The organism is Paenibacillus rhizophilus (genome assembly GCF_003854965.1).
In the GTDB taxonomy this organism is placed as follows: Bacteria; Bacillota; Bacilli; order Paenibacillales; family Paenibacillaceae; genus Paenibacillus_AQ; species Paenibacillus_AQ rhizophilus.
Window position 1 is genome coordinate 1,138,475 of record NZ_RQPI01000001.1, and the last position, 23,306, is coordinate 1,161,780.

A 23,306-nucleotide genomic window follows, 5' to 3' on the forward strand; every position below is an offset into this window, starting at 1 on the left:
TATATTATGCCAAAACGGCGCTACATCAGCATTTGGGGGTCGACATCAATACTAATCTGAAGCACCGGGTCCCGCAGCGAATCCTCCAATTCCTCCGCCACCTCGCGGGCAAGTCCAATGGCGTCTATGGCTCCCCGCCACTTGACCATGCACTGGAACCGGTATCTTCCCTTAAGCCGGGGCAGCGGGGAAGCTACGGGACCCAATAGATCGAGCCCGTCCGCCGTCAGCTTGTCCAGACTGCCGAACCACCGGCGCTGCCTTGCCTTGCCCTGAATATTCATCGCGTAGTTCTCCGCCATGCGCAGCGCCACCGGCATCTGTTCATGCGACAGCGTCACCAGAATCAGTCTGCAGTAAGGCGGGTAGTGAAGCGCTTTGCGATGCTTCAGTTCTTCCTTTATGAATGAAGCGTAGTCATGCCGGCTGGCATGAATGATGGAATAATGGTCGGGCGTATAGGACTGGACCAGCACCTCTCCCGGAAGCTTATGCCGTCCCGCCCGTCCGGCGACCTGTGTGAGAAGCTGGAATGTCTTCTCGGCGGCCCGGAAATCCGGAAGGTTCAGCGCCGAATCCGCGGTGATGACGCCAACCAGCGTCACATCGGGAAAATCGAGCCCTTTGGCTACCATTTGCGTGCCCAGCAGCACGTCGGCCTTCTTGTCCCTGAACTGTCCCAGCAGTTTCTCGTGCGAGCCTTTCTCGGTCGTCGTGTCGACATCCATCCGGATGACCCGGATTCCCGGAAACAGCTTGCCCAGTTCCTCTTCCACCCGCTGCGTTCCCGTTCCGAAAAAGCGGATATGCTCGCTGCCGCATTCCGGACAGGTCTCAGGAGCCGGCTCCGCATGACCGCAGTAATGACAGCGCAGATTATTGCTGCGGCTGTGATACGTCAGCGAAATATCGCATTCGGGACAGCCGGCAACGTAGCCGCAGCTGCGGCACATCACAAAGGTCGAGAAGCCTCTTCGGTTCAGCAGAAGCACGGTCTGCTCTCCCCGCTCAAGCCTGCTCTGAATCGCCGAGTGAAGCCCCCGGCTGAACATGGAGCGGTTGCCTTCTTTAAGCTCCTCGCGCATGTCCACAATTTGGACCGTAGGAAGCTGATTTCCCAGCGCCCGGCTCGGCATCTCCAGCAGGACCGGAGAGAAGTTCTCGTCGCTTTGCGACCGTGCGGCATAATAGCTCTCCAGCGAAGGCGTCGCCGACCCGAGGATGACAGCTGCATCGCCGAGCATCGCCCGGCGGACCGCCACATCGCGCGCATGGTATCTCGGATTCTCTTCCTGCTTGTATGAGGTTTCATGCTCTTCGTCCATAATGATCAGGCCCAGATTGCTAAAAGGGGCGAATACCGCCGAGCGGGCGCCGACCGCGACCGATGCTTTGCCTTCGCGGATCTTGCGCCATTCATCATACCGCTCTCCGGTGGACAAGCGGCTGTGCATGACCGCAACCCCGCTGCCGAATCTGCCTTTGAAACGTTCCACCATCTGCGGAGTCAGCGAGATTTCGGGAACGAGAACAACGGCCTGACGGCCCTGGTCAACACATCGCTGAATGCACTGCAGGTAAATTTCCGTCTTTCCGCTGCCCGTAACGCCGTGCAGCAGAAAGACTTCATGCCGCTGACGGTCGACGGCGCCGACAATCCGACCAAAAACCGTTTGCTGCTCGGAGGTCAACGGGAGCGGATCGCTCGGCTTGAAGTCTCTCCCGCGGTATGGATCGCGGTAGACCTCCACCTCGGTAATCTCAATCAGCCCTTTGTCTTCCAGTCCCTTTACGGTGCCGGCCGTCACCTGAAGCGCGGACAGCACATCCTTGAGCGGCATCGGGAGCACCGCCTCCATATCGATCAGAAACGACAGCACTTCCTTTTGGCGGGCGGATCTGGCGGGAAGCTTGCTTAGCGCTTCACGCGCGGATTCCGGCTCCATTGTCAGATCAACCGCTTTGAGCTTCTTTTTGCCCATTTTATCCTTGATCGACTGGCTTTCCCTCAGCACGCCCCGCCGCAGCATGAATTTGATCGTCTCCGCCCCGTCCGGAAAGGCACGGGTCAATTGCTTCATCGACACCTCGCCTCCGCGGCGCACGAAGTCGGCAATCTCTCTTTCCTCCCTGCCGGTATCGGGAAAGCCCGGAAACCATTCTTCATCGGGGAACAGCGTGCCCTCTTCATTCGCCGGTTCCGGCTCGGTGTCTCCAAGCGAAATAAGCCGTTCGGCTTTGCCCTTAAGCGCCGTCGGCAGCATCGCCTGCAGCGCCGAAATTCGGCGGCAGGCATAACGCTCGCTCATCCAGTCGGCCAGCTCCACAAGTTCAGGCGAGAGCGGCGGAACGAGATCTAGCACCTCCTGTATCGGCTTGATTCCCTTAATCGCCCGTATATCGCCGTATTCCAGAGATACGACAAAGCCCTGCACCGTTCGGTGCCCGAATGGAACAGCCACCCGGCTGCCTACCTCGATCCATACTTTAAAAGACTCGGGAATCGAATAATCAAAGGTTCGGTCGGTGCTGCGAACGGGAACATCGACGATAACCTTGGCGATATCCATTACAGGCCTTCTTCCGGCAGCCGATCCGCTGCGACAGCGAGCAGCCGGCGGGCCACCTCGTCCTTCGAAAGCAGCGGCAGTTCCTCCACAAGACCTTTTCGATCATAAATCGAGACAATGTTCGTATCGACTCCGAACCCCGCTCCCGGTACGCCCACATCGTTGGCGACGATCAGATCGAGGTTTTTGCGGGCCAGCTTATCCTTAGCGTACATTTCCGCATTTCCGGTCTCAGCTGCAAAACCGATCAAAAGCTGATGACTTTTTCGATGCCCCAGCGTTTCCAGAATATCGACGGTTTTCACCAGCTCCAGCGTCATTGTGTCGCCGGACTTCTTGATCTTCGTATCCGCTCTTTCTTTCGGACGGTAGTCCGAGACGGCGGCAGCCTTGATAAGGATATCGCAATCCTCCCAGACAGCCGATACGGCGCCGTACATCTCGTCGGCGGACTGAACGCGCACAACGTTAATATCCTGCGGCGGCCGTTCATCCGTCCGCGCGGCGACAAGCGTAACCTCAGCCCCCATATCCCTGGCTGCGCGAGCCAGCGCAAAGCCCATTTTGCCGGAAGAATCATTGGAGATATAGCGGACGGGGTCAATCCGTTCCACCGTGCCGCCGGCGGTAATCACGACCTTTTTGCCGGTCAGCTTGCGGTTCTCGGACTTCGGGTTCTGCTCAAAAAAAGCCTCGACGCAGCTTACAATCGTCTCCGGTTCCTCCATGCGACCTTTGCCGACGTAGCCGCAGGCCAGCAGTCCCTCTCCAGGTTCAATGAACCGGATTCCGCGTTCCGCAAGAATGTTGAGATTGTTCAGCACGGCGGGATGTTGATACATATGCACGTTCATGGCCGGAGCGACCATTACGGGCGCAGTCGCCGCCAGAAGTACGGTCGAGAGCATATCGTCGGCAAGGCCGTGGGCCATTTTGGCGATAATATTTGCGGTGGCCGGCGCTATCAGCACAAGATCGGCCGAATCAGCCAAATCGATATGCGAGATGGAAGACGGGTCCCGCTCCTGAAAGGTATCGCTGTATACTCTCTGTTTGGACAATGACTGCAAGGTCAGCTCCGTAATGAACTGTTTGGCCGAAGCTGTCATAACCACATGCACCTCGGCCCCCTTTTGTACAAGCTTGCTGCACAGGGAAGCCGCTTTATACGCCGCGATCCCCCCCGTTATGCCAAGCAATATCGTCTTGCCTTTCAACATACTCTTCCCCCCTGCTCCCCGTGTCAACGGAAAGAATCCGTTCCGGAAGATAACAGCTGCTTCTTTCAGGAGCAGCCATTTCCCGCGGACATTTAAGACTTCCTAAACGCATAAATTATTAAAAAAATAACAACCTTCCGGTTGTCAGGAACAGCCCCATCCGGGCTATGAAAGAAATGCGGATTGTTCAGCACGAAGGCGCCACAATCGGCGCCCGCAGTCCTCTCTATAAAAGGCTGCAGGCGCCAACTGTCATTAAAAGCACCCTAATGCTTGATCATTTATTCGGAGGTTTTGTCATCCACCCGGGTTACCGTGATGTAATCCTTGTATATTTCTTCAAGCGCAACCCCGACTTGCTTATGGGCTCTCGGAGACTTCAGTTCGGAGTGGCTTCCTTCACGAAGCTGTCTTGCCCGGCGGGCAGCAGCGACAACAAGCGAGTATTTGCTGTCGACTTTGTTCATCATTTCATCGATCGATGGATATAGCACAGGTACACCTCTTCAATTAAATTTATACAATAAGAAACAGTGGTGCCGTCCAAACTATCTTATTTTACAATGTTCGGCAATAATAATGCTTTCTATTCGTTTGCACGCAAGATCGATTTCATCGTTAACCACTGCGTAATCGTAATGGCGCATCAGGCTGATTTCGTCTTCCGCGACCGTCATCCGGTGATTGATAATGTCATCATGCTCCGTTCCGCGTCCGCGAATACGGTCTTTCAGCTCATCCATCGACGGCGGCAGCAGAAAAACAAAGATTCCTTCAGGAAACTTCTCCTTAACTTTAAGCGCGCCCTGCACTTCGATTTCAAGGATGATGTCCCTGCCGCTATCCAGCGTCCGTTCCACAAAATCGCGCGGAGTTCCGTAATAATTCCCCACGTATTCCGCGTATTCCAGCAGCTCATCGGCCTCAATCATCTGAAGAAACTGCTCCCGGGATTTGAAAAAATAATTGACTCCGTCCTGTTCGCCCTCGCGGGGACTCCGCGTCGTCGCCGATACGGAATAGATGAGCTCCGGTATTTTCGGCCTCAGTGCGGTGCATACCGTTCCTTTACCGACTCCGGAAGGTCCGGACAATACGATCAGCAATCCTTTTGACATAGTACACTCCATTAATCGTTATTCGTCGTTATCGTCATCTTTACTGGACAGTCTATGCGCCACGGTCTCCGGTTGAACCGCCGACAGTATGACATGATCGCTGTCCGTAATGATAACGGCACGGGTACGTCTTCCATAGGTCGCGTCGATCAGCATATGCCGGTCTCTCGCTTCCTGGATAATCCGCTTAATCGGAGCCGACTCCGGGCTGACTATGGAAATGATTCGATTGGCCGATACTATATTTCCAAAGCCGATGTTGATGAGTTTGATTGCCATGTTCCGGTTGTTCCCCCCATAAGTTACATCTTCGCTTGCCCTGTCGCTACTCCAAATTGGCAGCCTGCTCGCGAATCTTCTCCAGTTCCGCCTTCATCTCCAGAACGCAGTTGCCAATTCCCAAATGGTTGCACTTGGAGCCGATTGTATTCGTTTCCCGGTTCATCTCCTGAATGAGAAAATCCAGTTTCCGGCCAATCGGCTCGCCGCCGCCCAAAAGAATCCTGCACTGCTCAAAGTGGCTTCGCAAACGGGTCAGCTCTTCTTCAATGCTGGAGCGGTCGGCGAAAATAGCCACTTCCATTCCGAATTTCTGTTCGTCAAAAGGAAAAGTTCCGTCTTGAAGATCTTCCAGGCGCTGACGAAGCTTGTCTCTGTATTCCATCACGACAACCGGTGCCAGCCCGCTCATTTCGTTATGCAGCTCTTCAAGTCTGCCCACGCGCTCCGCGATGTCGGCCGCCAGAAAACGCCCTTCGCGGGCACGCATTTCAACCAAAGCCCTAACGCTCTCCTCCAGCCCGTTTACAAGCAGCTCCAGAAAAGAATCGCCGTTCTCCGGTAATGCCGGCTGACTGTCGCTCTCCATTACTCCCGGCAGGTTCAGCATGCCCAGCAGGTCAAGCTCTCCGTTCACGCCGAATTCCTTCTTCAGCGCTTCCGCCGCGGCCAGATAAGATTTCACAGCCGTGCGGTTCAGAACCGGACCGCCAGCGTTCTCTTCGTGCTCCCTGTTAATAAAGACGTCAATCCGGCCGCGTCTGACGTATTGCTGAACCTTTCTTCGCAGCGCATCTTCAAACCCGTTCCACTCCCGAGGCATCCTGAGCACAATCTCGCAGAAACGGTGATTCACCGATTTGACTTCGAAAACGATCTTGCTGCCGCCAAAATGCCTGGACGATTGACCGTATCCGGTCATGCTAAATGACATCGGCATCACATCCGTTACACTATTGTAATTGATTCTCTCTAGCGAAACAAGGGGGATAATTGGCGTCCCGATTTCGCCCATACATGGTTCAGAAGCTGAACGCTCATGTCGTAGAACATGAACGGAGTCATCAAATAAATTCCGTTAAAGCGTTCCGTGGCCGCATCAAGCAGTTCCTTCGCAATAGCGACCCCCTCTGCCCGTCCCGCTTCGCCTTGCAGCCCTTTCATCCGTCCCAGGACCTCTTCCGAGAGCTGAATGCCTGGCACTTCATTATGAAGATACTCGGCGTTGCGTCCGCTCGCAAGGGGCATAATGCCGATAAATATAGGGATGTTCAGGTGAGCCGTCGCATCGGCGATCTTATGAATCAGTTCCCTGTCGTATACCGGCTGGGTCATAATATAGTCGGCTCCGAAAGCGATCTTTTTCTCCAGACGCTCAACCGCCTTGCCCAAATGCTTGACATTCGGATTGAACGCCGCTCCGATGATAAACTTGGCTTTCTGCTTAAGCGGCTTGCCGGAGAAGGCAATGCCGTCATTCAGCTGCTTGATCATCCGTATTATCTCGAATGACGTCAGATCGTAAACCGAGCTTGAACCCGGGAGATCGCCGAACCGGGCCGGATCGCCCGTCACGGCCAGCACATGGTCGATATCAAGCGCATCGAGACCCATCAGGTGTGACTGTGTCCCGATCAGGTTGCGGTCCCTGCAGGCAATATGCACGAGCGGACGCAGGCCCGTCCTCTGTTGAACCAGAGAACCGAGCGCCATATTGCTCATGCGGCATACGGCCAGCGAGTTGTCGGCGAGCGTCAGCGCGTCCGCTCCTGCGCGGCGCAGCGCCTCAGCTCCGGCCATAAACTTCGAGATATCAAGATCCCGGGGCGGATCCAGCTCAACGATTACCGCATGGCGTTCCTTGACGATATCAATAAGGTTCGGTTCTCTGCCGTCTGCCGCCGAATCGTCTGCAAGGCTCTCCTGCAAGCGGACGCTAATCTTCTCTTTAGGCGCCGGCCCCGGCAGCGGAAGAGGCTCATAACCTTTCAGCGCCGCCGAGATTTCGGCTATATGATGAGGCGTCGTTCCGCAGCAGCCGCCGATGATCCGGCTTCCCATGTCGGCAAAGTCTCTAGCCATCTGGCCGAAATATTCAGGCGAAGCGCCGTACTTGTAATGGCCGTCCACATAATCGGCCAGGCCCGCATTCGGATATACCGACACCGGCAGCGTCAGGCTGCCTTGGAGGGTACCGAGCGCTCTTTTGATGCCGATAGGACCGGTACGGCAGTTAAAGCCGATAATATCCGCGCCATCCTCTTCCAGAATGCGGAAGGCCTCCGGAAGCGTCAGCCCGTCCATCGTCATCGCCGTTTCGTCGACGGCGAACTGGCAGATGACGGGCAAATTGCTTAGCTTGCGCGCGGTTCTGAGTGCCAAATGCAGTTCCTCAAGGTCGTAGAACGTTTCCAGCATAATGCCGTCCACATCTTCTTCAAGCATTGCGCCGATCTGTTGACCGAAATATTTTTTGAGCTCTGAGGCCGACAGGCTGGCGCGCTTGCCGGCACGGATCGAGCCAACGGCGCCAACGACATAACCGCCGCTGCCGGCGGCTTGTCTGGCAATCCGAATACCCGCTCGGTTAATCTCCTCGACTTTGGATTCCAGGCCGAACTTGGACAGCTTATCGTAATTGGCCGAATACGTATTGCTCTCCAGCACTTCCGCACCCGCCTCAATATAACTGCGGTGCACCTCATCAATAACCTCGGGCGAGGTTAGATTCAATTCTTCATATGAAATGCCGACAGGAAACCCTTTCTGATATAAAAAAGTTCCCATCGCCCCATCGCCGACCAGTACCTTGCTCGCCCAGGCAGACCGCAAATCCGGCTTCACAGAGCAGCCCCTCCCCTGACATTAGTTTCATACTAATGTAACATAAATCGTGAGGAAAGATAAGCTTTCTGTCCAAAAGCATCTGCAAGATTCGACACAAAACGCATGGCAGGCGGCTTCTGGCCACATACTAACGTATAAGGCAAAGGAGCTGAAACCCGTGAAAAAACGAATTAGAAAGATGCTGCTGAAAAAATACGCCGTAGTAGTTATGTTTGGCACGCTCACCATTCTGCTATTGTATTTTGCGGACTGGATGTTCGGATACGGCATTACCAATGTGAACACCCTGTTTCCCTTCACTATTACTACTACAGCCGAGAAAATACTGATACTTACCCTGGCCGCAAGCCTGCTTGTCCCGGATCTTGCCCATTGGATTTCCGGACGTCAGCCCGGCCGGGAACGTGAACGGTAATTCCTGAAGGCGGCGACAATAATCAGGACGACCGGAATGACAATAGTAAAGACGGGATATACGAAGGTAAGCATCTCCGCGCCTTCCTCCAGATGCTCCACAAAACTTCGCGAATCCAGCATGCCGGAGAATAAAATGATAATCGCTGAGGGAATAATCAACGTCCGGTATGGAAGATTGAACAGGTCCGAGATGGCGATCACCGCCGCACCGTAGTAAACGGCTACTTTGAAAAAAACACCGATAATCAGCAGCATTACCACCAAAACGTCCAATCGCTGGATAAAATCGGACAACGCCGCTTTACTCACGGTAGCTAGCAGAGGAAACGGAGAACGCTCCACCATGTCGCTGCCCAGCACCGTAATATTGACGAGCGCCGTGAAGCTGATAATTAATCCGGCTGCCAGAATTGCGGAAGGCACAACCCAAACCGCTCTTTTTTTGTCGCCGAAATAAGGCATCAGCATCGTGAAACAGAAGACTTCGCCGAACGGAAACATATAATTCGATCGGATCACCGAAAGGGCCACCGGTTTGATTCCATCCCCCAGCAACGGCTGCAGGCGCGACCATTCCATTTCCCCCGAAAAAAACATTAGCAGCGTAATAATCCCGCCGATCAGCAGCACACCGACCATAATAATAAACGAGGTCCGGGCCAGCACCTCCAATCCTTTATGCAACACGTATCCGCAAGACAAAATCATCATCGCGGCAACGATCAGGATCGGCGTTCGGTTCAGGGCAGCCATGACCAGCAGAGCGCTTCCATCCCGCATATCTCGGCCGGCTCCATTCAAGAAGATAACCGCATAAAGAATGACCACGACCGCTCCAAGCGGTTTGCCGAGAATCGCCCGGGTATAGCCGGATAACGGCAGGTCAGGATACAGCTTGAACAGATAATTGTAACCGGTATAAACGAGCATGCCCACCAAACATCCTAAGAAGATGGCTATCCAGGCGTCTCTGCCGGCTTCCATTCCAACATTGACCACCAGAGCCGTCCCCAGCTCAAACATGAGAACCAGGGAAAAAAAATGTACGGATCCTATTCTGATCTCCCGCATGAAATCCCTCCATTCCTATTCCACTCCCTCTCCCGATGATTTCAAGGAACGGGTCCTCATTTCGGTATGACGGATAAGGGTGTTTACCTTGATGTGCACTTCGCACTGGGTAAAGATGGTATCCCAGCGGCCCTTGACCCGTTTCCAGCCTTTCGGATTAACCCGGTTCACGGTCTCATTGAACCGGATATAATCGCTGTTAAGACGCATGGCCGCTTTGACGGCGGCATCGATTTCCTTCTTTGTTTCTTCACTCAAAAGCTTTTCCCAGTTTCTTAGTACAGAAGACTTGGAAATATCCAGAGAACCGTTGTATTCTTTCAAAGCGGCTTGCTGTTGGGTGCTGATGTAGATAACCGGATGCTCCGGATCTTTCGCATTGGCCGTGACGGAGGTATGCACCTTGAACATACTAAAGGTTGCGGATTCATTTTTCCCAAGCTCAAGGAGTAACGGATATTCTTTCTGCTTGTTATGGATCAGGCTCAGGCCCATTCCCTCAGTGCCATCCTGAAATGCCATCAGCTTATCCTGCTTGAATACGGCAAGACCCGCGTTTTTCAAGATAGCCTTCGGCTTTATGCCCTCCAAATTTGACTTCGTTCCCCCCGCTTCCAGATCGCCCTTGACAATTACGCCGTTAATAATCGCCCCTCCCTCTTTAGCCAGAATCCCGCGGATCACATCATCCACCTCAATCCGGAAATTGTAACCGAAGGAGCGGTTTCCCGTTTCCAGCTTTTGTACAAGGTCGTTGGCCGGGATTTTGCCGAATATCGTCATTACGGAAAGAATGTCTTCCGCCCGCTGTCCTCTGGAAACAAAGACCAGTGTGCTGAGCCGCATATCGGATTCCCGTTCAAAAATATCCATGAGATCCCTGATCCCTTCACGAGCGAGGTCTTCGGATATAATGATCACCTTCGAATGGCCCAGAGAGAGAATACGCGCGGATTGACGGGAAGCGTTGCCGAAGGCCTCATAAATGGAACGGCCGCTTCCTTTATATAAAGCTACAGGGGCGTTCCCCCTGCTGTTTTTCCCGGTTATTTCATCCGCCACGATGACTTGGAAGGACACGCTATATCTCTTGTCCTCCGTCAGCCCCTTATCGATAGACACACCGGAAACGATAGCCCTCCTGTTCAGTTCAACGCTGTCCCAACAGCCGGTCTGCAAAAGAAGAAGTCCTGAAATCGCCAGCAGCTTCCATAATTTAAGCACCTGTCCGTCCATCCTTCCCTGAATCGGATGTCCCCTGATCATTACCTGACTTATTGTCGTTGTTCATATTGCCCAGCTTTTCCGGGCTGAGATCGATTGTAAACATGGGCAGCCTCGCCAATGTATCCTTTTGCCCTCTAATGGAAAACGGGCTGAGCGGGGCTAGATAGGGTGTACCGAAAGATTCCAGGCTGTTTATATGGGCAATCAATACAATCAGTCCCAGAGTAATCCCATAGAATCCAAACATTGACGCGGCCACCAAAAATCCAAAACGGATAATTCGGCCCGCGACCGCGAGGTTGTAAGAGGGAATGGCAAAGCTTGCAATACCGGTGAGGGCAACCACAATAACCATGACCGGCGTAATAATACCCGCTTCCACTACGGCCGTGCCCAGAATCAAGGCGCCGACAATCGATACGGTCTGTCCTACCGCTCTCGGCATCCGGGTTCCGGCCTCCCTCAGGATTTCAAACGCGGCCTCCATGATCATCGCTTCGATCGCAGCCGGAAAAGGAACGTTCTCCCGCTGGGCCAGCAGGCTGATCAGCATGGGCGTCGGTACCATTTCGTAATGGAAGGTGGTCAGTGCAATATAAACCGATGGGCCCAGAAGCAGAATGATCAAGCTCATATAACGCACCAATCGCATGAGTGTGGCACTATCAAATCTCTGGGTATAATCGTCGGTCGATTGAAGGAATTGAGCTAAAACCGTCGGAACTACAAGCACAAAAGGCGTACCGTCAACAATCAGAACAACTCTTCCTTCCAGTAAATTGGCCGCCGCCACATCCGGACGCTCTGTATTGTAGACCGTTGGAAACGGGGTAAACAATTTATCCTGAATGAGCTGCTCGATATAACTGGATTCCAATACCGCTTCAATGTTGATCTTTTTCAGGCGCATTCTTACCAGGTCAACGACTTTGTCTTCCGCCCTGCCTTTCATATACAAAAGGGCAACGTCCGTATTCGTCACTGTGCCGATTTTCATAAATTCAGTCCATAGTGTCGGCGATTTGATCCGTCTTCGGATCAGCGCAATATTCGTAATTATCGACTCGACAAAGGAGTCTTTCGGTCCCCGTATGACAATTTGTGAGGAGGGCTCGGCGACGGTCCGCCATTCCCCCCCTTTCGTTCCTCCCTCAATGGCCTTGCTGCAGCCATCCAGCAAAATAATGGTGTTACCCGACAGGAGGGAGAGCATCATGTCGTTCCAATCGTCCTTAACTGCGATTTCGCCAAGCTCCAGCGCCCTGTCCAGAATGAGCTGAAGCCTTTCCTGCGGCTCGCGCGGCATTTCTTCCGCAGCATCGGCGGAATTATCGAACAATGCTCCCATCACGAATTCATCAACGGCTACGGCATTGATCAATCCGTCCATAAAAACGGCGGCCACCCATACCGGTTCAGCCGAACCGATCTGAAACTTCCGGATTTTCAGATCGGGACTGGAACCGAGTTCGCGCTTGATGTTACCAAGCGTCTGCTCAAGATTATTCGAAATATTAAGGACAGCTTGGTTTTCGGCTCTAGTTGCTGTATTTCCCGAACCCCCGGCAGGTGCGCCCTGATTGCTTTGTCCTTTTTTTTTCATCCGCCCTCGCCTCAATTCGAACTTCTTTTTTCCATTATTTACGACTTCCGCGTTTGTTATTCGCTGTATCGGAGGCATGCATTAGTGAAACAGGCGTTTTAAACGAAAAAAGGCCAACCAGCATTCGCTGGTTGACCTAAAACAATAAACTTTTTGGCGGAATATAGCTTATATGGATACGGACCCTTTAAATACCGCTTCGGCCGGTCCTGTCATATATACATGATTATCCTCTTCGTTCCATTCAATATACAGGTCTCCGCCCTTCAGGCTTACCCACGCCGCCCGGTCGCTCACTCCGTTAAGGACGGAGGAGACGAGCGTGGCACAAGCGCCGGTTCCGCAAGCGAGCGTCGGTCCGGCTCCCCGTTCCCATACCCGCATGTCGATGCGTCCGCGGTCTTTCACGGTGGCGAATTCGACATTCACCTTACGCGGGAACAAAGGATGAACTTCAAGCTTTGGTCCCCAGGTCGCCAGATCGAAGGAAACGGCGTCGTCCACATAAATGACGCAGTGCGGGTTGCCCATCGAAACGGCGGTAAATGTAAATTCCTTTCCATCCGTCTCAATCGGTCGGCCGAGCACCGGCTCGGCCTCGATGTTCACAGGAATTTGAGGTCCCGACAGAATGGGCTCGCCCATATCGACCGTTACTGTCTCCACCTGCCCGTCCTTCACCTGCAGCTTCACTTTCTGTTCGCCCGCGCCGATCGTTTCAATGACGATTTGCTCCGACTGCACATGCCCGTGATCGTATACGTATTTCGCTACACAGCGAATAGCGTTGCCGCACTGCTCCGCTTCGGAACCGTCGGAATTCATAATCCGCATCATGTAATCGCCGCGCTCCGAGGGCAGAATATATACGAGTCCGTCGGCTCCGATGCCGAAGAACCGATTGCATAATTTGACGGCCAGTTCCGCCGCGTTCCCTGGCAGCGACTTCTCGCCGAATACGACGATGAAGTCGTTGCCGAGTCCGTGCATTTTGGTAAATTCCATAGCTTCGTCCACTCCTTCGGTTAATTGCAACAAGCATACCGCAAGAGGTCAGGCAAAGCTATTGATTTTATGCCGAAATTTTTGTACTTTTTGGCATGCTCCGTCCGCCGCCGGCCCCCCCTGCACGGAGACGCTTCCGGCTCTGTTTCCCGCCCCAGACGCTGGCCGCGCCCATCAGGAAGGTTGGAATACCGGAGGCGACGAGGCAAAGCGACCAGTCTCTAAAGCCAAGTGGCACTGTCTTGAAAACTGGCTGCAGCGCGGGGATGTACATGACCGCCAGCATCAGCAGCACGGACGAGAGCACCGCGAGCACCAGATATTTGTTCTGGAACGGATTCCGGTGAAACACGGATCGGGAGCTCCGGCAGTCGAACACATGAAAGAGCTGGGCCATAACGAGGGTGGCGAACGCCACCGACTGCGCTTGGATAAGCCGGGCCGGATCTTCCGGGGCGACGCGCAGCGTCAGCCAGAAGGCGGCGAGCGTGCAAAGGCCGATCAAAATGCCGCGGCTGACAATCTTCCAGCCGAGCCTGCGGGCGAAAATATTCTCTTTGGCGCCGCGCGGCTTGTGTTCCATCAAATCTTTCTCGGGCTGGTCGACGCCCAGCGCCATCGCCGGAAGACCGTCCGTAACCAGATTGACCCACAATATTTGAATGGGCACGAGCGGAAGCGGCAGACCGAGCATCATGGCAAAGAACATCGTCAGAATCTCGCCGACATTCGATGCGAGCAAATACCGGATGAATTTACGGATATTCTCATAGATGCTCCGGCCCTCTTCGATCGCCGCCACAATCGTGGAGAAATTGTCGTCACCCAGGATGAGCGCCGACGCTTCCTTGGTCACGTCGGTGCCCGTAATGCCCATGGCGATGCCGATGTCCGCCGCCTTGATCGCCGGGGCGTCGTTGACCCCGTCGCCCGTCATGGCGACGACATGGCCCCGCCGCTGCAGCGACTTCACGATGCGCAGCTTGTGCTCGGGCGAGACGCGGGCGTAGACGTACACGCCGTCCGACATTTTGTCGAGCGCGTCGTCGTCCATCCGCGACAGCTGGCTGCCCGTCAGCACCTTGCCGCCGCGCTGAAGGATACCGAGTTGATGGGCGATCGCTTCTGCGGTTGTGCCGTGGTCGCCGGTAATCATCACCGTCTTGATGCCCGCCCGGCGTGTGACGCTGATCGCGTCCCGCACCTCCCGGCGCGGCGGGTCGATCATGCCGGCGAGCCCGGCGAAGATCAGCTGGCCCTCGGCCTCCTTCTCGGAATTGGCGTGTTCGTTCGGCCGCAGCTCACGGTAAGCCAGACCGAGGACGCGGAGCGCGTCCGACGCCATTGCTTCGTTCGCTTCAAGCGCTTTTTGCCGAAGGGTCGGCGTACACGGGACTACCTGCCCTTCCCAAAACATATAGGAGCAGCGGCTCAGGAGCACATCGGGCGCCCCCTTCGTACACACCATGCGGCCTCCGGGATGGCTCACGATAACCGACATCAGCTTGCGTTCGGAATCGAAAGGAAACTCCTTCTCTCTGGAGAAGGTTACGGCTAGCGCCGAGGCGGTCAGCCCCATCTTCGCGGACAGCGCCACAAGTGCGCCTTCCGTCGGATCACCCTTAAGCTCCCATACCTTGGCTGCTGCGGACGGCGATGTTTCTCCGTCACCGCCTTTCGCCTTGCCTTTTTCTTTGCGTTTGGCCTTGGCTTCCTCGGAAACCGTCTCGTAAATCTCGGCGTTGCTGCACAGTGCGCCAATTTGCAGCAGCCGCCGCAGGCTCTGGTCGTTCTTCAAGTCGGCAGGCTTGCCCTTGTACAGAACCGCTCCCTCCGGAGCGTACCCATCGCCGGTGACCTCAAGACTGCGTCCTCCGTTCCAGACACGGGTGACGGTCATTTTATTCTGTGTCAGCGTTCCGGTCTTGTCGGAACAGATGACGGAAGCGCAGCCCAGTGTCTCGACTGAAGGCAGCTTGCGGACGATAGCCTTGCGCTTGATCATCCTCTGCACGCCAAGCGCCAGCGCGATGGTGACGATTGCGGGCAGACCCTCGGGAATCGCAGCAACCGCCAGGCTGACCCCGGCCAGGAACATCGAAACCGCGGGCTGGCCGTGCAAAATACCCGCAAGCACCACAACAACAGTCAATGCTAGCGACACGTAAATCAGAATTTTACCGAGCTGCTCCAGCCGCCGCTGGAGCGGCGTTTCCTGGGCGTCGGTGCTCTGGATCAAATCGGCGATCTTGCCCATTTCCGTGCCCATTCCTGTCCGGACGACGATTGCCTTGCCCGTTCCCCGGGTGACCATAGTGCCCATGAAGCCGATATTCTTCTGGTCTCCCAGGGGAACCTCCTCGGCGTGAATCGGCTCTGAGTGTTTGGACACCGGCAGCGATTCACCGGTCAGCGCCGATTCCTCGCAGTACAGGGAGCTGCATTCCAGCCAGCGGACATCGGCTGGAACCCGGTCGCCGCTCTCCAGCAGGACGATGTCGCCCGGAACGAGCAGCTTCGCCGGGATATGTTGGACGGTTCCGTCCCGCAGCGCTTTGGCCGACGGCGCGGACAGCTGCTTCAGCGCCCGCAGCGAGCGCTCCGCTCGAAACTCCTGAACGAATCCGAGGAGCCCGTTCAGGGCGATGATGGCGACAATCGTGATCGCATCCAGGTATTCACCCAGCAGCCCCGATACAAGCGTCGCCCCCATAAGCACGAGGACCATGAAGTCCTTGAACTGATTCAGCAGCAGCGTCAGCGGGGATATTTTTTTACCCTCTGACAGCTCATTTAGGCCGTTCTCGTTGCGTCTTGCTTCAGCCTCCTCATCGCCAAGGCCCCGCTGCGGCGAAACCGCGAATGTTTTCTGCAGTTCTTCACTGCTGAGCCTGTGCCAACTTTTTTGTTCCATGACTCTCCATTCCCCTCCCGGTCGTTTCTTGACTTCCGGCGGCGTTAACGCTTTTCCACCCGTTCATGACCAATGTATTCGGGGTCGTCCCGAATTATCACTGGGGCTTATCCTCTTCGTTTTGCGCTGAACGGCGAAAGTATGGCATCATAGAGAGGAAAGAAATTTTACCAGCGACAGGAGAATTTATAATCATGGCACTCGACGGCATCGTGACCCGCGCCATTGTAACTGAGCTTCAGGCATGCATTGGACAGCGGATTAGTAAAATATATCAACCCGGCGATCACGATCTTGTATTTACACTCCGAGGCGCAGGCGGTGGCGGCAAGCTGCTGTTGTCGGCCAATCCGACCTATCCGCGCCTGCACTTCACGGAAAGAAGCACCCTGAATCCAGCAGAAGCCCCCATGTTCTGCATGCTGATGCGCAAGCACTGCGAGGGCGGCGTTATTGAAGCTGTCTCCCAAGTGGGGATGGAACGCATCATTCATTTCGATATCCGGCAAAGGGATGAGCTCGGAGACGTGTCTTCCAAGAAAATCATCATCGAGCTGATGGGCCGCCACAGCAACATCATCCTGACCGACGTCTCCGCAGGCACAATTATTGACGGCATTCATCATGTTACTCCCGCCATCAGCAGCTACCGGATTGTTATGCCCGGCTTTGCCTACACGCAGCCGCCGGAACAGAACAAGCATAACCCGCTGGACGTATCGCGGAGCGGTTTCATGCAGCTGTACCGCGACGCCGAGGAGAAGCAGGCAGAGCCTGCGGCGGATACGGAAGCCAGCCCTGAAGAGGGGGCGGAAAGCTCAGGTGACCGGAGAAGAAGCCGGGAGAACCCGGGAAAAAGCGCCCCTAAACCGCCTTCTCTCGATCCCATTGCCTGGATCGTCGATACCTTCAGCGGCATCAGCCCGCTGATCGCTCAGGAAATCGCGCTGCGTTCCGCGCAGAACCGAGACGCCGGGACTGCGGAAGGGGTTCGCGGATACTCCGGGAACGAAATCGGATTCGAAGACAGGCTCGCTGAAGCCTTCGAATCCATTATGGAACCGGTCCGCCGGTGTCAATTCTCTCCGGTTATCGGCACGAACGCCAAAGGGAAGCTTGTCTTTTCCGCGATTCCGCTGACGCTGCCGGAAGGCAAGACGAAGCATTACGACACGATCAGCCGCTGTATGGAAGATTATTACGGCGACAAGGCCGAGCGGGACACGGTAAAGCAGCGAGTAAGCGACTTGATCCGTTTCCTGACTAATGAACGGAGCAAAAATGTCAAGAAGCTGGCCAACCTCCACGCGGATCTGGAGGAAGCCGGCGGGGCCGAGCAGTATCGGATTCGCGGCGAGCTGTTGTTCGCATCGCTGCACACGCTGTCCAAAGGCGACAAGGAAGTTCGCCTGGTCAATTATTACGATGAGGATCAGGCGGAAATCACGATCCCGCTAGATCCGCTGCTTACTCCGTCCGACAATGCGCAGCGCTATTTTAAAAAATACAATAAATACAAAAACAGCCTCGCGGTAATCGAAGAGCAGCTTGGGAAGACGCATGAGGAAATCCGCTATATGGAAGGTCTGCTCCAGCAGCTCGATCACGCTTCCCTGAACGACATCGAGGAAATCCGGGAAGAGCTCGTGGCCGGAGGATATCTTCGGGACCGCGGCAAAAAGGGCAAAAAGAAAAAGAAGCCTACCCGTCCGACTCTCCAGGTGTTCACTTCTTCGGAAGGTTTGGAAATCTATGTAGGTAAAAACAACCTGCAAAATGAGTACCTGACGAACCGCCTGGCCGGAGCTAACGAAACGTGGCTGCATACGAAGGATATTCCCGGTTCGCATGTCGTGATCCGAGGAGAAAAATTCGGCGACGCCACACTCAATGAAGCCGCGCAGCTCGCCGCTTATTTCAGCCAGGCCAAGCATTCCAGCAGCGTACCAGTGGACTCCACGCTGATCCGGCATGTCCGCAAGCCAAGCGGATCCAAGCCCGGCTTCGTCATTTATGACCATCAGCGGACTCTGTTTGTGACGCCGGATGAAGAAATGATCAAACGGCTTCCCAGCACGTTAAAAAGCTGAATTCAGCGGAAATACGGCGGAATGGAACAGTCCATTGAATCCGCCTTTCCGCTGCCAAGATAAGTTAAAAAGAAGCTTTCATCAGGCGGCCAGACCGCTCTTGAGAAAGCTTCTTTGATTTGCGTCGCCCGGGCGTTCCCGTCAGACTTGGGGCTTGGGACTATGCTTTCTTTAAGCCTTCAACTGCTCCAGCACATCCGCTCCTACCGTCACGCTTCCGAGATCACCGTGGAAGATCACGCCGCCCCGCGCGCCGTGAAAATCCGAGCCGCCCGTAACCAACAGGCCGTACTCCCGCGCCATCTCAAGGTAGCGTTCCTCCTCGGCGGGACCGTGGTCGGAGTGATAAACCTCAACGCCGGCGAATCCGCCGCTGCCGAGAATGCCGCGCACCAATTCATCGTCGCCGTACAGCCCGGGATGGGCCAGCACCGCCTTTCCCTTCGCTTCGGCGATCCAGCGACTGGCTTCTCCGGGGGAGATGCGCGGCGGCGCCACAAAGGCGGCCTTTCCCTCTGCCAGATACTTGTCGAAGGCATCTCGCATATCCGACGCCGCACCGAGCCGCACCAGTTCGTCAGCGATATGCGGCCTGCCCACGCTCTCATCCGGCTTCAGCTCCCGGCCGATTCCCCGGACTACGGCCTCCATCGTGATCTCAATGCCCAGCCCTTGCAGCCGCTCGATTATAGCTTCATTTCGCGCGGCGCGGGTGTCCCGCAGTTCGGCCAGCCGTCTCAGGAACGATTCGTCCCGGAAATCCACATGATATCCGAGGACGTGGATGTCTTTGCCGCCGGCGCGGGAGCTGATTTCAACGCCGGGAACGACCGTAATGCCGTATTGTTCCCCGGCCTTCATCGCTTCAGCCAAGCCCGCAACCGTATCGTGATCCGTAATGGCGACCGCGGCCAGGCCCTTTTCCTTGGCAAGACGCACATTTTCAGCCGAAGGCTGCATGCCGTCGGATGCAAGTGTGTGCGTGTGCAGGTCGCAGCGCCCGATAGACGCGGCTCCGGCGGCCTCAAATTCTTTTACCAATTCGCTCATCCCTTCCTTGTTCATCCGAGCCGCTTCATTTCTTCCCATTCCTCGCGCAGAATCCCCATCTTGATCGCATCGTAATATTGACCCCGAACGATACGCGCCTTGCGGACACGGGCTTCTTCCGACATTCCGCTCTCCCCCAAATCCCCGAAAATAACTGTCCAGACTTCTTAGTCCTCTGCGTGCTGGCGAAGAAAACTCAGGAACGTTACCGCATGAATCGGCAGCAGCGTCGATTTCTGATGAATCGCGTAAAACTGCCGCTTGAACGAAGCGTCGGAAATGTCCACGATCTTCAGCAGCCCCAAAGCGATTTCATGCCTAACCGTAGAGGGAGACAGCATCGTTATGCCCAGCCCCGCTTCCACCGCCGATTTGACCGCTCCCGTACTGCCAAGCTCCATAACGACCTGCAGCTCGCCCAGGTCCATCCCTCTGGCCAGCAGCTGCTCCTCCATAACCCGGCGTGTTCCCGAGCCCTGCTCGCGCAGCACGAATGGGTACCTCAGAGCCTCTTCAAGCGGCACTTCGCTTCTTCCGGCAAGCTCATGATCTCCCGGCACAATCAGCTTCAGCTCGTCCTCCATCACCGGCTCGATCACCATGTCCGGATGGGTTACCTCCGCTTCGATCAGCCCGAAATTAAGCTGGTGCTTTGTAATTTCTTCCATAATTTGAGTGGTGTTCATGATCTTCAGCATGACGGAAATGTTCGGATACGTCTTACCAAAGGGTGCAAGCAGCCGGGGCAGCACGTATTCTCCAATCGTAAGGCTTGAACCGAGCAGCAACCGCCCTTCCAGCATGTGAGTATAGGCCGCCATCGCCTGATCGGTCTCCCGCATCAGTTCGATACTGCGCAGCGCAAAGGGCAAAAGCGTCCTTCCTGCGTCTGACAGTACGATTTTTTTGGTGGAACGGTTGAACAGCTTCGTTCCGAAATACTCCTCGAGCGACTGGACCTGCATCGTCACGGCCGGCTGGGTCATATGCAGCGCCTGCGCCGCAGCGGAGAAGCTTCCTTTTTCGGACACGGTGTAAAAAATATGCAGCTGATGAAAATTCACGCTCGTCCACTCCCATTATTCCATGACTTATGTTCTGTAACTTCCTTCATTTTCAAAAAGACATGCGGCCCTGGCCGCATGCCTCTTCGCCTTATGTCTTTACTTAACGTCTCTTCCTGCCCGACTGCATAAGGGGCGTTCTCCGCAAACTTCGCTGCCGAGCAAAATAGTTCTTCAAATCCCTGAGATCTATGTTCTCCGACATTTTCCCAAGAAACGACACGACGATCAGCTTGTAGAGGGGGTTCCCGTAAAGATCGGCTTCATCCGGCATTTCCACTATGCGCGCCGCCATCACAAGATCGTTGTCAACCACATACATTTCCGGCTCATCCGGAGAATGCACCCTCACTCTTTTTTGCTTGAGACACTGCCACAGCCAGAAGGCGGTCTCTTTGCCGGACTGTCCGTCTCCCTGGCTCCGGTCCTCATACCGGCTTCTCGCATGCGCCGTAATCACAAGATCGGCGATTCTGAACTCTTTAAGCATCACATAGAACGGCTCGTGAACGCCCCGATTAGCCGATTCTTTATCGCGCATAGCTATCACACTCCACAAAGGGTCTTGGCGCGCATGTATTGATGCCATCTTACCACCTTAAGAGCGGGATATTCAAGCTTGGCCCTAGCGGCAGCGCGGGTTATGTAGGTTGTGCACAGACTCCCGGCGTCATGCTTTCTTCAATCAAACAGCTCCCTTTGATGTTCTTGCATCTCTTTTTCAGACGCGCAGCCTCTGTGGAAATCTCCTCAATCGACCCAAATTGGCGGAAGCGGTTCGTTATGACGGCAACCGAAAGCGAGACGAGCGGAATTTCTTCATATTTTCCCAAACGATTCTCGGCCAGTACGGACTGCTTCGTCAGGTGCGATTCGGAGTAGAAACTGTTAATCGTCTCATCGAAAGCGCGGAGAACCGTCCGGCAGCTTTCGGAATAATGATGGTGATCCATCACGACAATAAAATCATCCCCGCCAATATGTCCGACAAGCCCCCCTGCCGGAACCATGCCGCCACTAATGATTTCCGCCGTCCATTGAAGGAGCCGGTCACCCTCTTTAAACCCGTATGTATCATTGTAAGCCTTGAAGTAGTCCAGATCGAAATAGAGCACGCTGAACTGTTCTAACGACAAGGATTTCTTCAACCATTCGTTGATGCTGACATTGCCCGGAAGACCGGTAAGAGGATTCATGTAGCTGGCCGTTTCAACCTGGATTTCGGCAAAATGAAGCAGCAGGTCCCTAACGCTGACCGCGCCGTATAACCGGTTTCCGCTGGTAACCACAACATCATCGTACAGCTTCTCTTCATCGCGGGCCATCGCCAGTCTACTGACCTCTGTAATGGGGCATTCGTAATCGACAACCAGAGGAGTGCTGTCCATAATAAGCTTTACAGGTCTTTGCATATACAGTGTATAGCCATATAAAGTGCCTATTTTCTGGTAAAATCTCACTCTCATGATCAGAGCAACCGGAAAATCACCCTCGGTGACGGCTACCCCCTGAAGCGCGGGATTTTGCTTAAAGATTCGATCCACGTATTCACAAGGTGTACTCGGAGCAAGGTGTGGAATCGACTGGCATACTTCTCCAACTTTATGCTGCATCAATTAATGGCTCCTTTCCAAGTTTGAACTTCAAACAATGGCGGGAATACAACCGGCGGCAGGGGAGGATTCCGGTCTCCCAACAAGATATCCTTGTCCGTAATCGATTGCCGCTTCACGCAAATATTTAAGCTCCGCTTCGGTTTCAATGCCTTCGGCAATGACGCGTGTCCCCGACGCCTGGGCATATTCGCGTATTAGTCCAAGCAGATGCTGCTGCTCTCGATTTCCGTTGATGCCTCTGATCAGCGACTTGTCCAGCTTGATGAATTCCGGCTTCAGGTATACCAGCGTCTTCAGGCTGTTATAGCCCGAACCGGCATCGTCGACTGCAATCCGGAAGCCTTGCTTGCGGTAATGCGCCAGCGTTTTTTCGAAACCGACATAATCATGGACTGCCTGCCTTTCCGTCAATTCCAGAACAACTCGGGATGGCGTCAACCCCAGTTGTTTGAGCAGACTAACGGTTTCACCGCTTTTGTAACGTTCATCATTCAGTATGCCGGGACTTACATTGATAAAAAGAAGCTCAGAACCGCCAAAGCCTGCGACAGAGGCACTGCCTACGTAACGCGTAAGCGATACCCTTCGACAGTAACGATCCAGTCTGGACGTATACTCCGTCTTTGCCGCGAACTCATAGAAGATATCCGCCGAGTGAAAGAGCTGCGAAGCGGGAGGGCGGTTCAGCGCCTCATGCCCCATGGTTTGGCCAGTTGCCAGCTCAACGATAGGCTGATAAAAGGTGGAAAGCGCTTCTTGATTCATAACCCTCAGAAACTCCGCCAGTCGTCTTAATTCTGTAATTTCTCTCTTCACCTTGATGTTGATATGCCTTAGGTAATGCAGAATGGCCGCATCTTCCATAAAGGATATGTATGGTTTTATCATATTCGCTCCTGCACGCTATTCGTCTGAATTTCCGATACTCTTATAGGATAGGGCCGCAATATTAACTACAGATAAAATTCAGTCAAGTGTTTCCACGTAAATAATCCAGTTGGCCTAATTCCAAAGACCCATATTGCTTGTATCTATCGCTTTGGCGATACAAAACGTTTATAAGCGTGAACTTAAAAATTCTTCTATTTATCGAGTAGGAGGGGGCGGTAAGCCCCCGTCCTCTCACACCACCGTACATGCGGGTCCGCATACGGCGGTTCCAAAAGGTTAACCAAGCTCCAGATAACGTGAAAGCAAACTTTTCAGCCCTTTCCC

The 23,306-nt window shown here is 54.4% G+C and carries 20 protein-coding genes and 1 pseudogene; 2 read left to right on the top strand and 19 right to left on the bottom strand.

What is annotated here, in order from left to right:
• Positions 1–20: 20 nt before the first annotated feature.
• The 7 genes from priA to EH198_RS05370 form a co-directional block, all read right to left on the bottom strand.
• Positions 21–2,570, bottom strand: coding sequence for a primosomal protein N' (gene priA, locus EH198_RS05340; RefSeq protein ID WP_124694460.1), 2,550 nt, complete (start codon positions 2,568–2,570; stop codon positions 21–23).
• On the bottom strand, positions 2,570–3,790 hold the full coding sequence (gene coaBC, locus EH198_RS05345) for a bifunctional phosphopantothenoylcysteine decarboxylase/phosphopantothenate--cysteine ligase CoaBC (protein WP_124694461.1): 1,221 nt from the start codon (positions 3,788–3,790) through the stop codon (positions 2,570–2,572). The genes priA and coaBC overlap by 1 nt, the downstream gene beginning before the upstream one ends.
• A 281-nt stretch (positions 3,791–4,071) precedes the next feature.
• Positions 4,072–4,284, bottom strand: a complete 213-nt coding sequence (rpoZ, locus tag EH198_RS05350) for a DNA-directed RNA polymerase subunit omega (RefSeq protein WP_124694462.1) — start codon at positions 4,282–4,284, stop codon at positions 4,072–4,074.
• Between the two features lie 54 nt (positions 4,285–4,338).
• Positions 4,339–4,908, bottom strand: a complete 570-nt coding sequence (gmk, locus tag EH198_RS05355) for a guanylate kinase (protein WP_124694463.1) — start codon at positions 4,906–4,908, stop codon at positions 4,339–4,341.
• Positions 4,909–4,926: 18 nt separating this feature from the next.
• Positions 4,927–5,187, bottom strand: a complete 261-nt coding sequence (gene remA / locus EH198_RS05360) for an extracellular matrix/biofilm regulator RemA (RefSeq protein WP_006209218.1) — start codon at positions 5,185–5,187, stop codon at positions 4,927–4,929.
• A 46-nt stretch (positions 5,188–5,233) separates the two neighbouring features.
• On the bottom strand, positions 5,234–6,121 hold the full coding sequence (locus tag EH198_RS05365) for a YicC/YloC family endoribonuclease (RefSeq protein WP_124694464.1): 888 nt from the start codon (positions 6,119–6,121) through the stop codon (positions 5,234–5,236).
• A gap of 38 nt (positions 6,122–6,159) precedes the next feature.
• Positions 6,160–8,031, bottom strand: a complete 1,872-nt coding sequence (locus tag EH198_RS05370; protein WP_124694465.1) for a bifunctional homocysteine S-methyltransferase/methylenetetrahydrofolate reductase — start codon at positions 8,029–8,031, stop codon at positions 6,160–6,162.
• Positions 8,032–8,191: 160 nt separating this feature from the next.
• Here EH198_RS05370 and EH198_RS05375 point away from each other — a divergent pair, with 160 nt between their 5' ends.
• Positions 8,192–8,449 carry a YczF family membrane protein gene (locus EH198_RS05375; RefSeq protein ID WP_124694466.1) on the top strand — a complete coding sequence of 86 codons (258 nt, stop codon included), beginning with the start codon at positions 8,192–8,194 and terminating at the stop codon, positions 8,447–8,449.
• On the opposite strand, the gene EH198_RS05380 is transcribed toward EH198_RS05375, so the two are convergent.
• The 5 genes from EH198_RS05380 to EH198_RS05400 form a co-directional block, all read right to left on the bottom strand.
• Positions 8,422–9,522: a GerAB/ArcD/ProY family transporter gene (locus tag EH198_RS05380; RefSeq protein ID WP_124694467.1), complete on the bottom strand. Its 1,101-nt coding sequence runs from the start codon at positions 9,520–9,522 to the stop codon at positions 8,422–8,424. The genes EH198_RS05375 and EH198_RS05380 overlap by 28 nt on opposite strands.
• Before the next feature lie 15 nt (positions 9,523–9,537).
• The gene (locus tag EH198_RS05385; protein WP_185702753.1) at positions 9,538–10,746 is read right to left on the bottom strand and encodes a Ger(x)C family spore germination protein; all 1,209 of its coding nucleotides are present in this window, start codon (positions 10,744–10,746) and stop codon (positions 9,538–9,540) included.
• Complete coding sequence (locus EH198_RS05390; protein WP_124694469.1) at positions 10,739–12,352, bottom strand: spore germination protein; 1,614 nt, start codon at positions 12,350–12,352, stop codon at positions 10,739–10,741. Before EH198_RS05390 ends, EH198_RS05385 begins: the two co-directional genes overlap by 8 nt.
• A 168-nt stretch (positions 12,353–12,520) precedes the next feature.
• Complete coding sequence (dapF, locus tag EH198_RS05395) at positions 12,521–13,357, bottom strand: diaminopimelate epimerase (protein ID WP_124694470.1); 837 nt, start codon at positions 13,355–13,357, stop codon at positions 12,521–12,523.
• 67 nt (positions 13,358–13,424) lie between these two features.
• Complete coding sequence (locus tag EH198_RS05400; protein WP_124694471.1) at positions 13,425–16,271, bottom strand: calcium-translocating P-type ATPase, SERCA-type; 2,847 nt, start codon at positions 16,269–16,271, stop codon at positions 13,425–13,427.
• A 194-nt stretch (positions 16,272–16,465) separates the two neighbouring features.
• On the opposite strand from EH198_RS05400, the gene EH198_RS05405 reads away from it, so the two are divergent.
• On the top strand, positions 16,466–18,361 hold the full coding sequence (locus tag EH198_RS05405) for an Rqc2 family fibronectin-binding protein (RefSeq protein ID WP_124694472.1): 1,896 nt from the start codon (positions 16,466–16,468) through the stop codon (positions 18,359–18,361).
• 171 nt (positions 18,362–18,532) lie between these two features.
• Here the strand turns inward: EH198_RS05405 and EH198_RS05410 are convergent, their stop codons facing one another.
• From EH198_RS05410 to EH198_RS24855, 7 genes and pseudogenes are all read right to left on the bottom strand, one after another.
• Positions 18,533–19,411 carry a PHP domain-containing protein gene (locus EH198_RS05410; RefSeq protein ID WP_124694541.1) on the bottom strand — a complete coding sequence of 293 codons (879 nt, stop codon included), beginning with the start codon at positions 19,409–19,411 and terminating at the stop codon, positions 18,533–18,535.
• Between the two features lie 11 nt (positions 19,412–19,422).
• A pseudogene (locus EH198_RS25020) lies at positions 19,423–19,539 on the bottom strand (N-acetyltransferase); the annotation flags it as partial.
• Between the two features lie 39 nt (positions 19,540–19,578).
• Positions 19,579–20,475 (bottom strand): selenium metabolism-associated LysR family transcriptional regulator, encoded by an 897-nt coding sequence (locus EH198_RS05415; protein ID WP_124694473.1) that lies wholly within the window; start codon positions 20,473–20,475, stop codon positions 19,579–19,581.
• 103 nt (positions 20,476–20,578) lie between these two features.
• Positions 20,579–21,016, bottom strand: coding sequence for a hypothetical protein (locus EH198_RS05420; RefSeq protein ID WP_124694474.1), 438 nt, complete (start codon positions 21,014–21,016; stop codon positions 20,579–20,581).
• A 100-nt stretch (positions 21,017–21,116) separates the two neighbouring features.
• A complete protein-coding gene (locus EH198_RS05425; RefSeq protein WP_124694475.1) occupies positions 21,117–22,088 on the bottom strand; it encodes a GGDEF domain-containing protein in 972 nt (323 codons plus the stop codon).
• Positions 22,089–22,118: 30 nt separating this feature from the next.
• A complete protein-coding gene (locus EH198_RS05430) occupies positions 22,119–22,979 on the bottom strand; it encodes an EAL domain-containing protein (RefSeq protein WP_124694476.1) in 861 nt (286 codons plus the stop codon).
• Between the two features lie 82 nt (positions 22,980–23,061).
• A partial coding sequence (locus EH198_RS24855; RefSeq protein ID WP_221621482.1) for a hypothetical protein occupies positions 23,062–23,306 on the bottom strand: 245 nt, incomplete at its 5' end.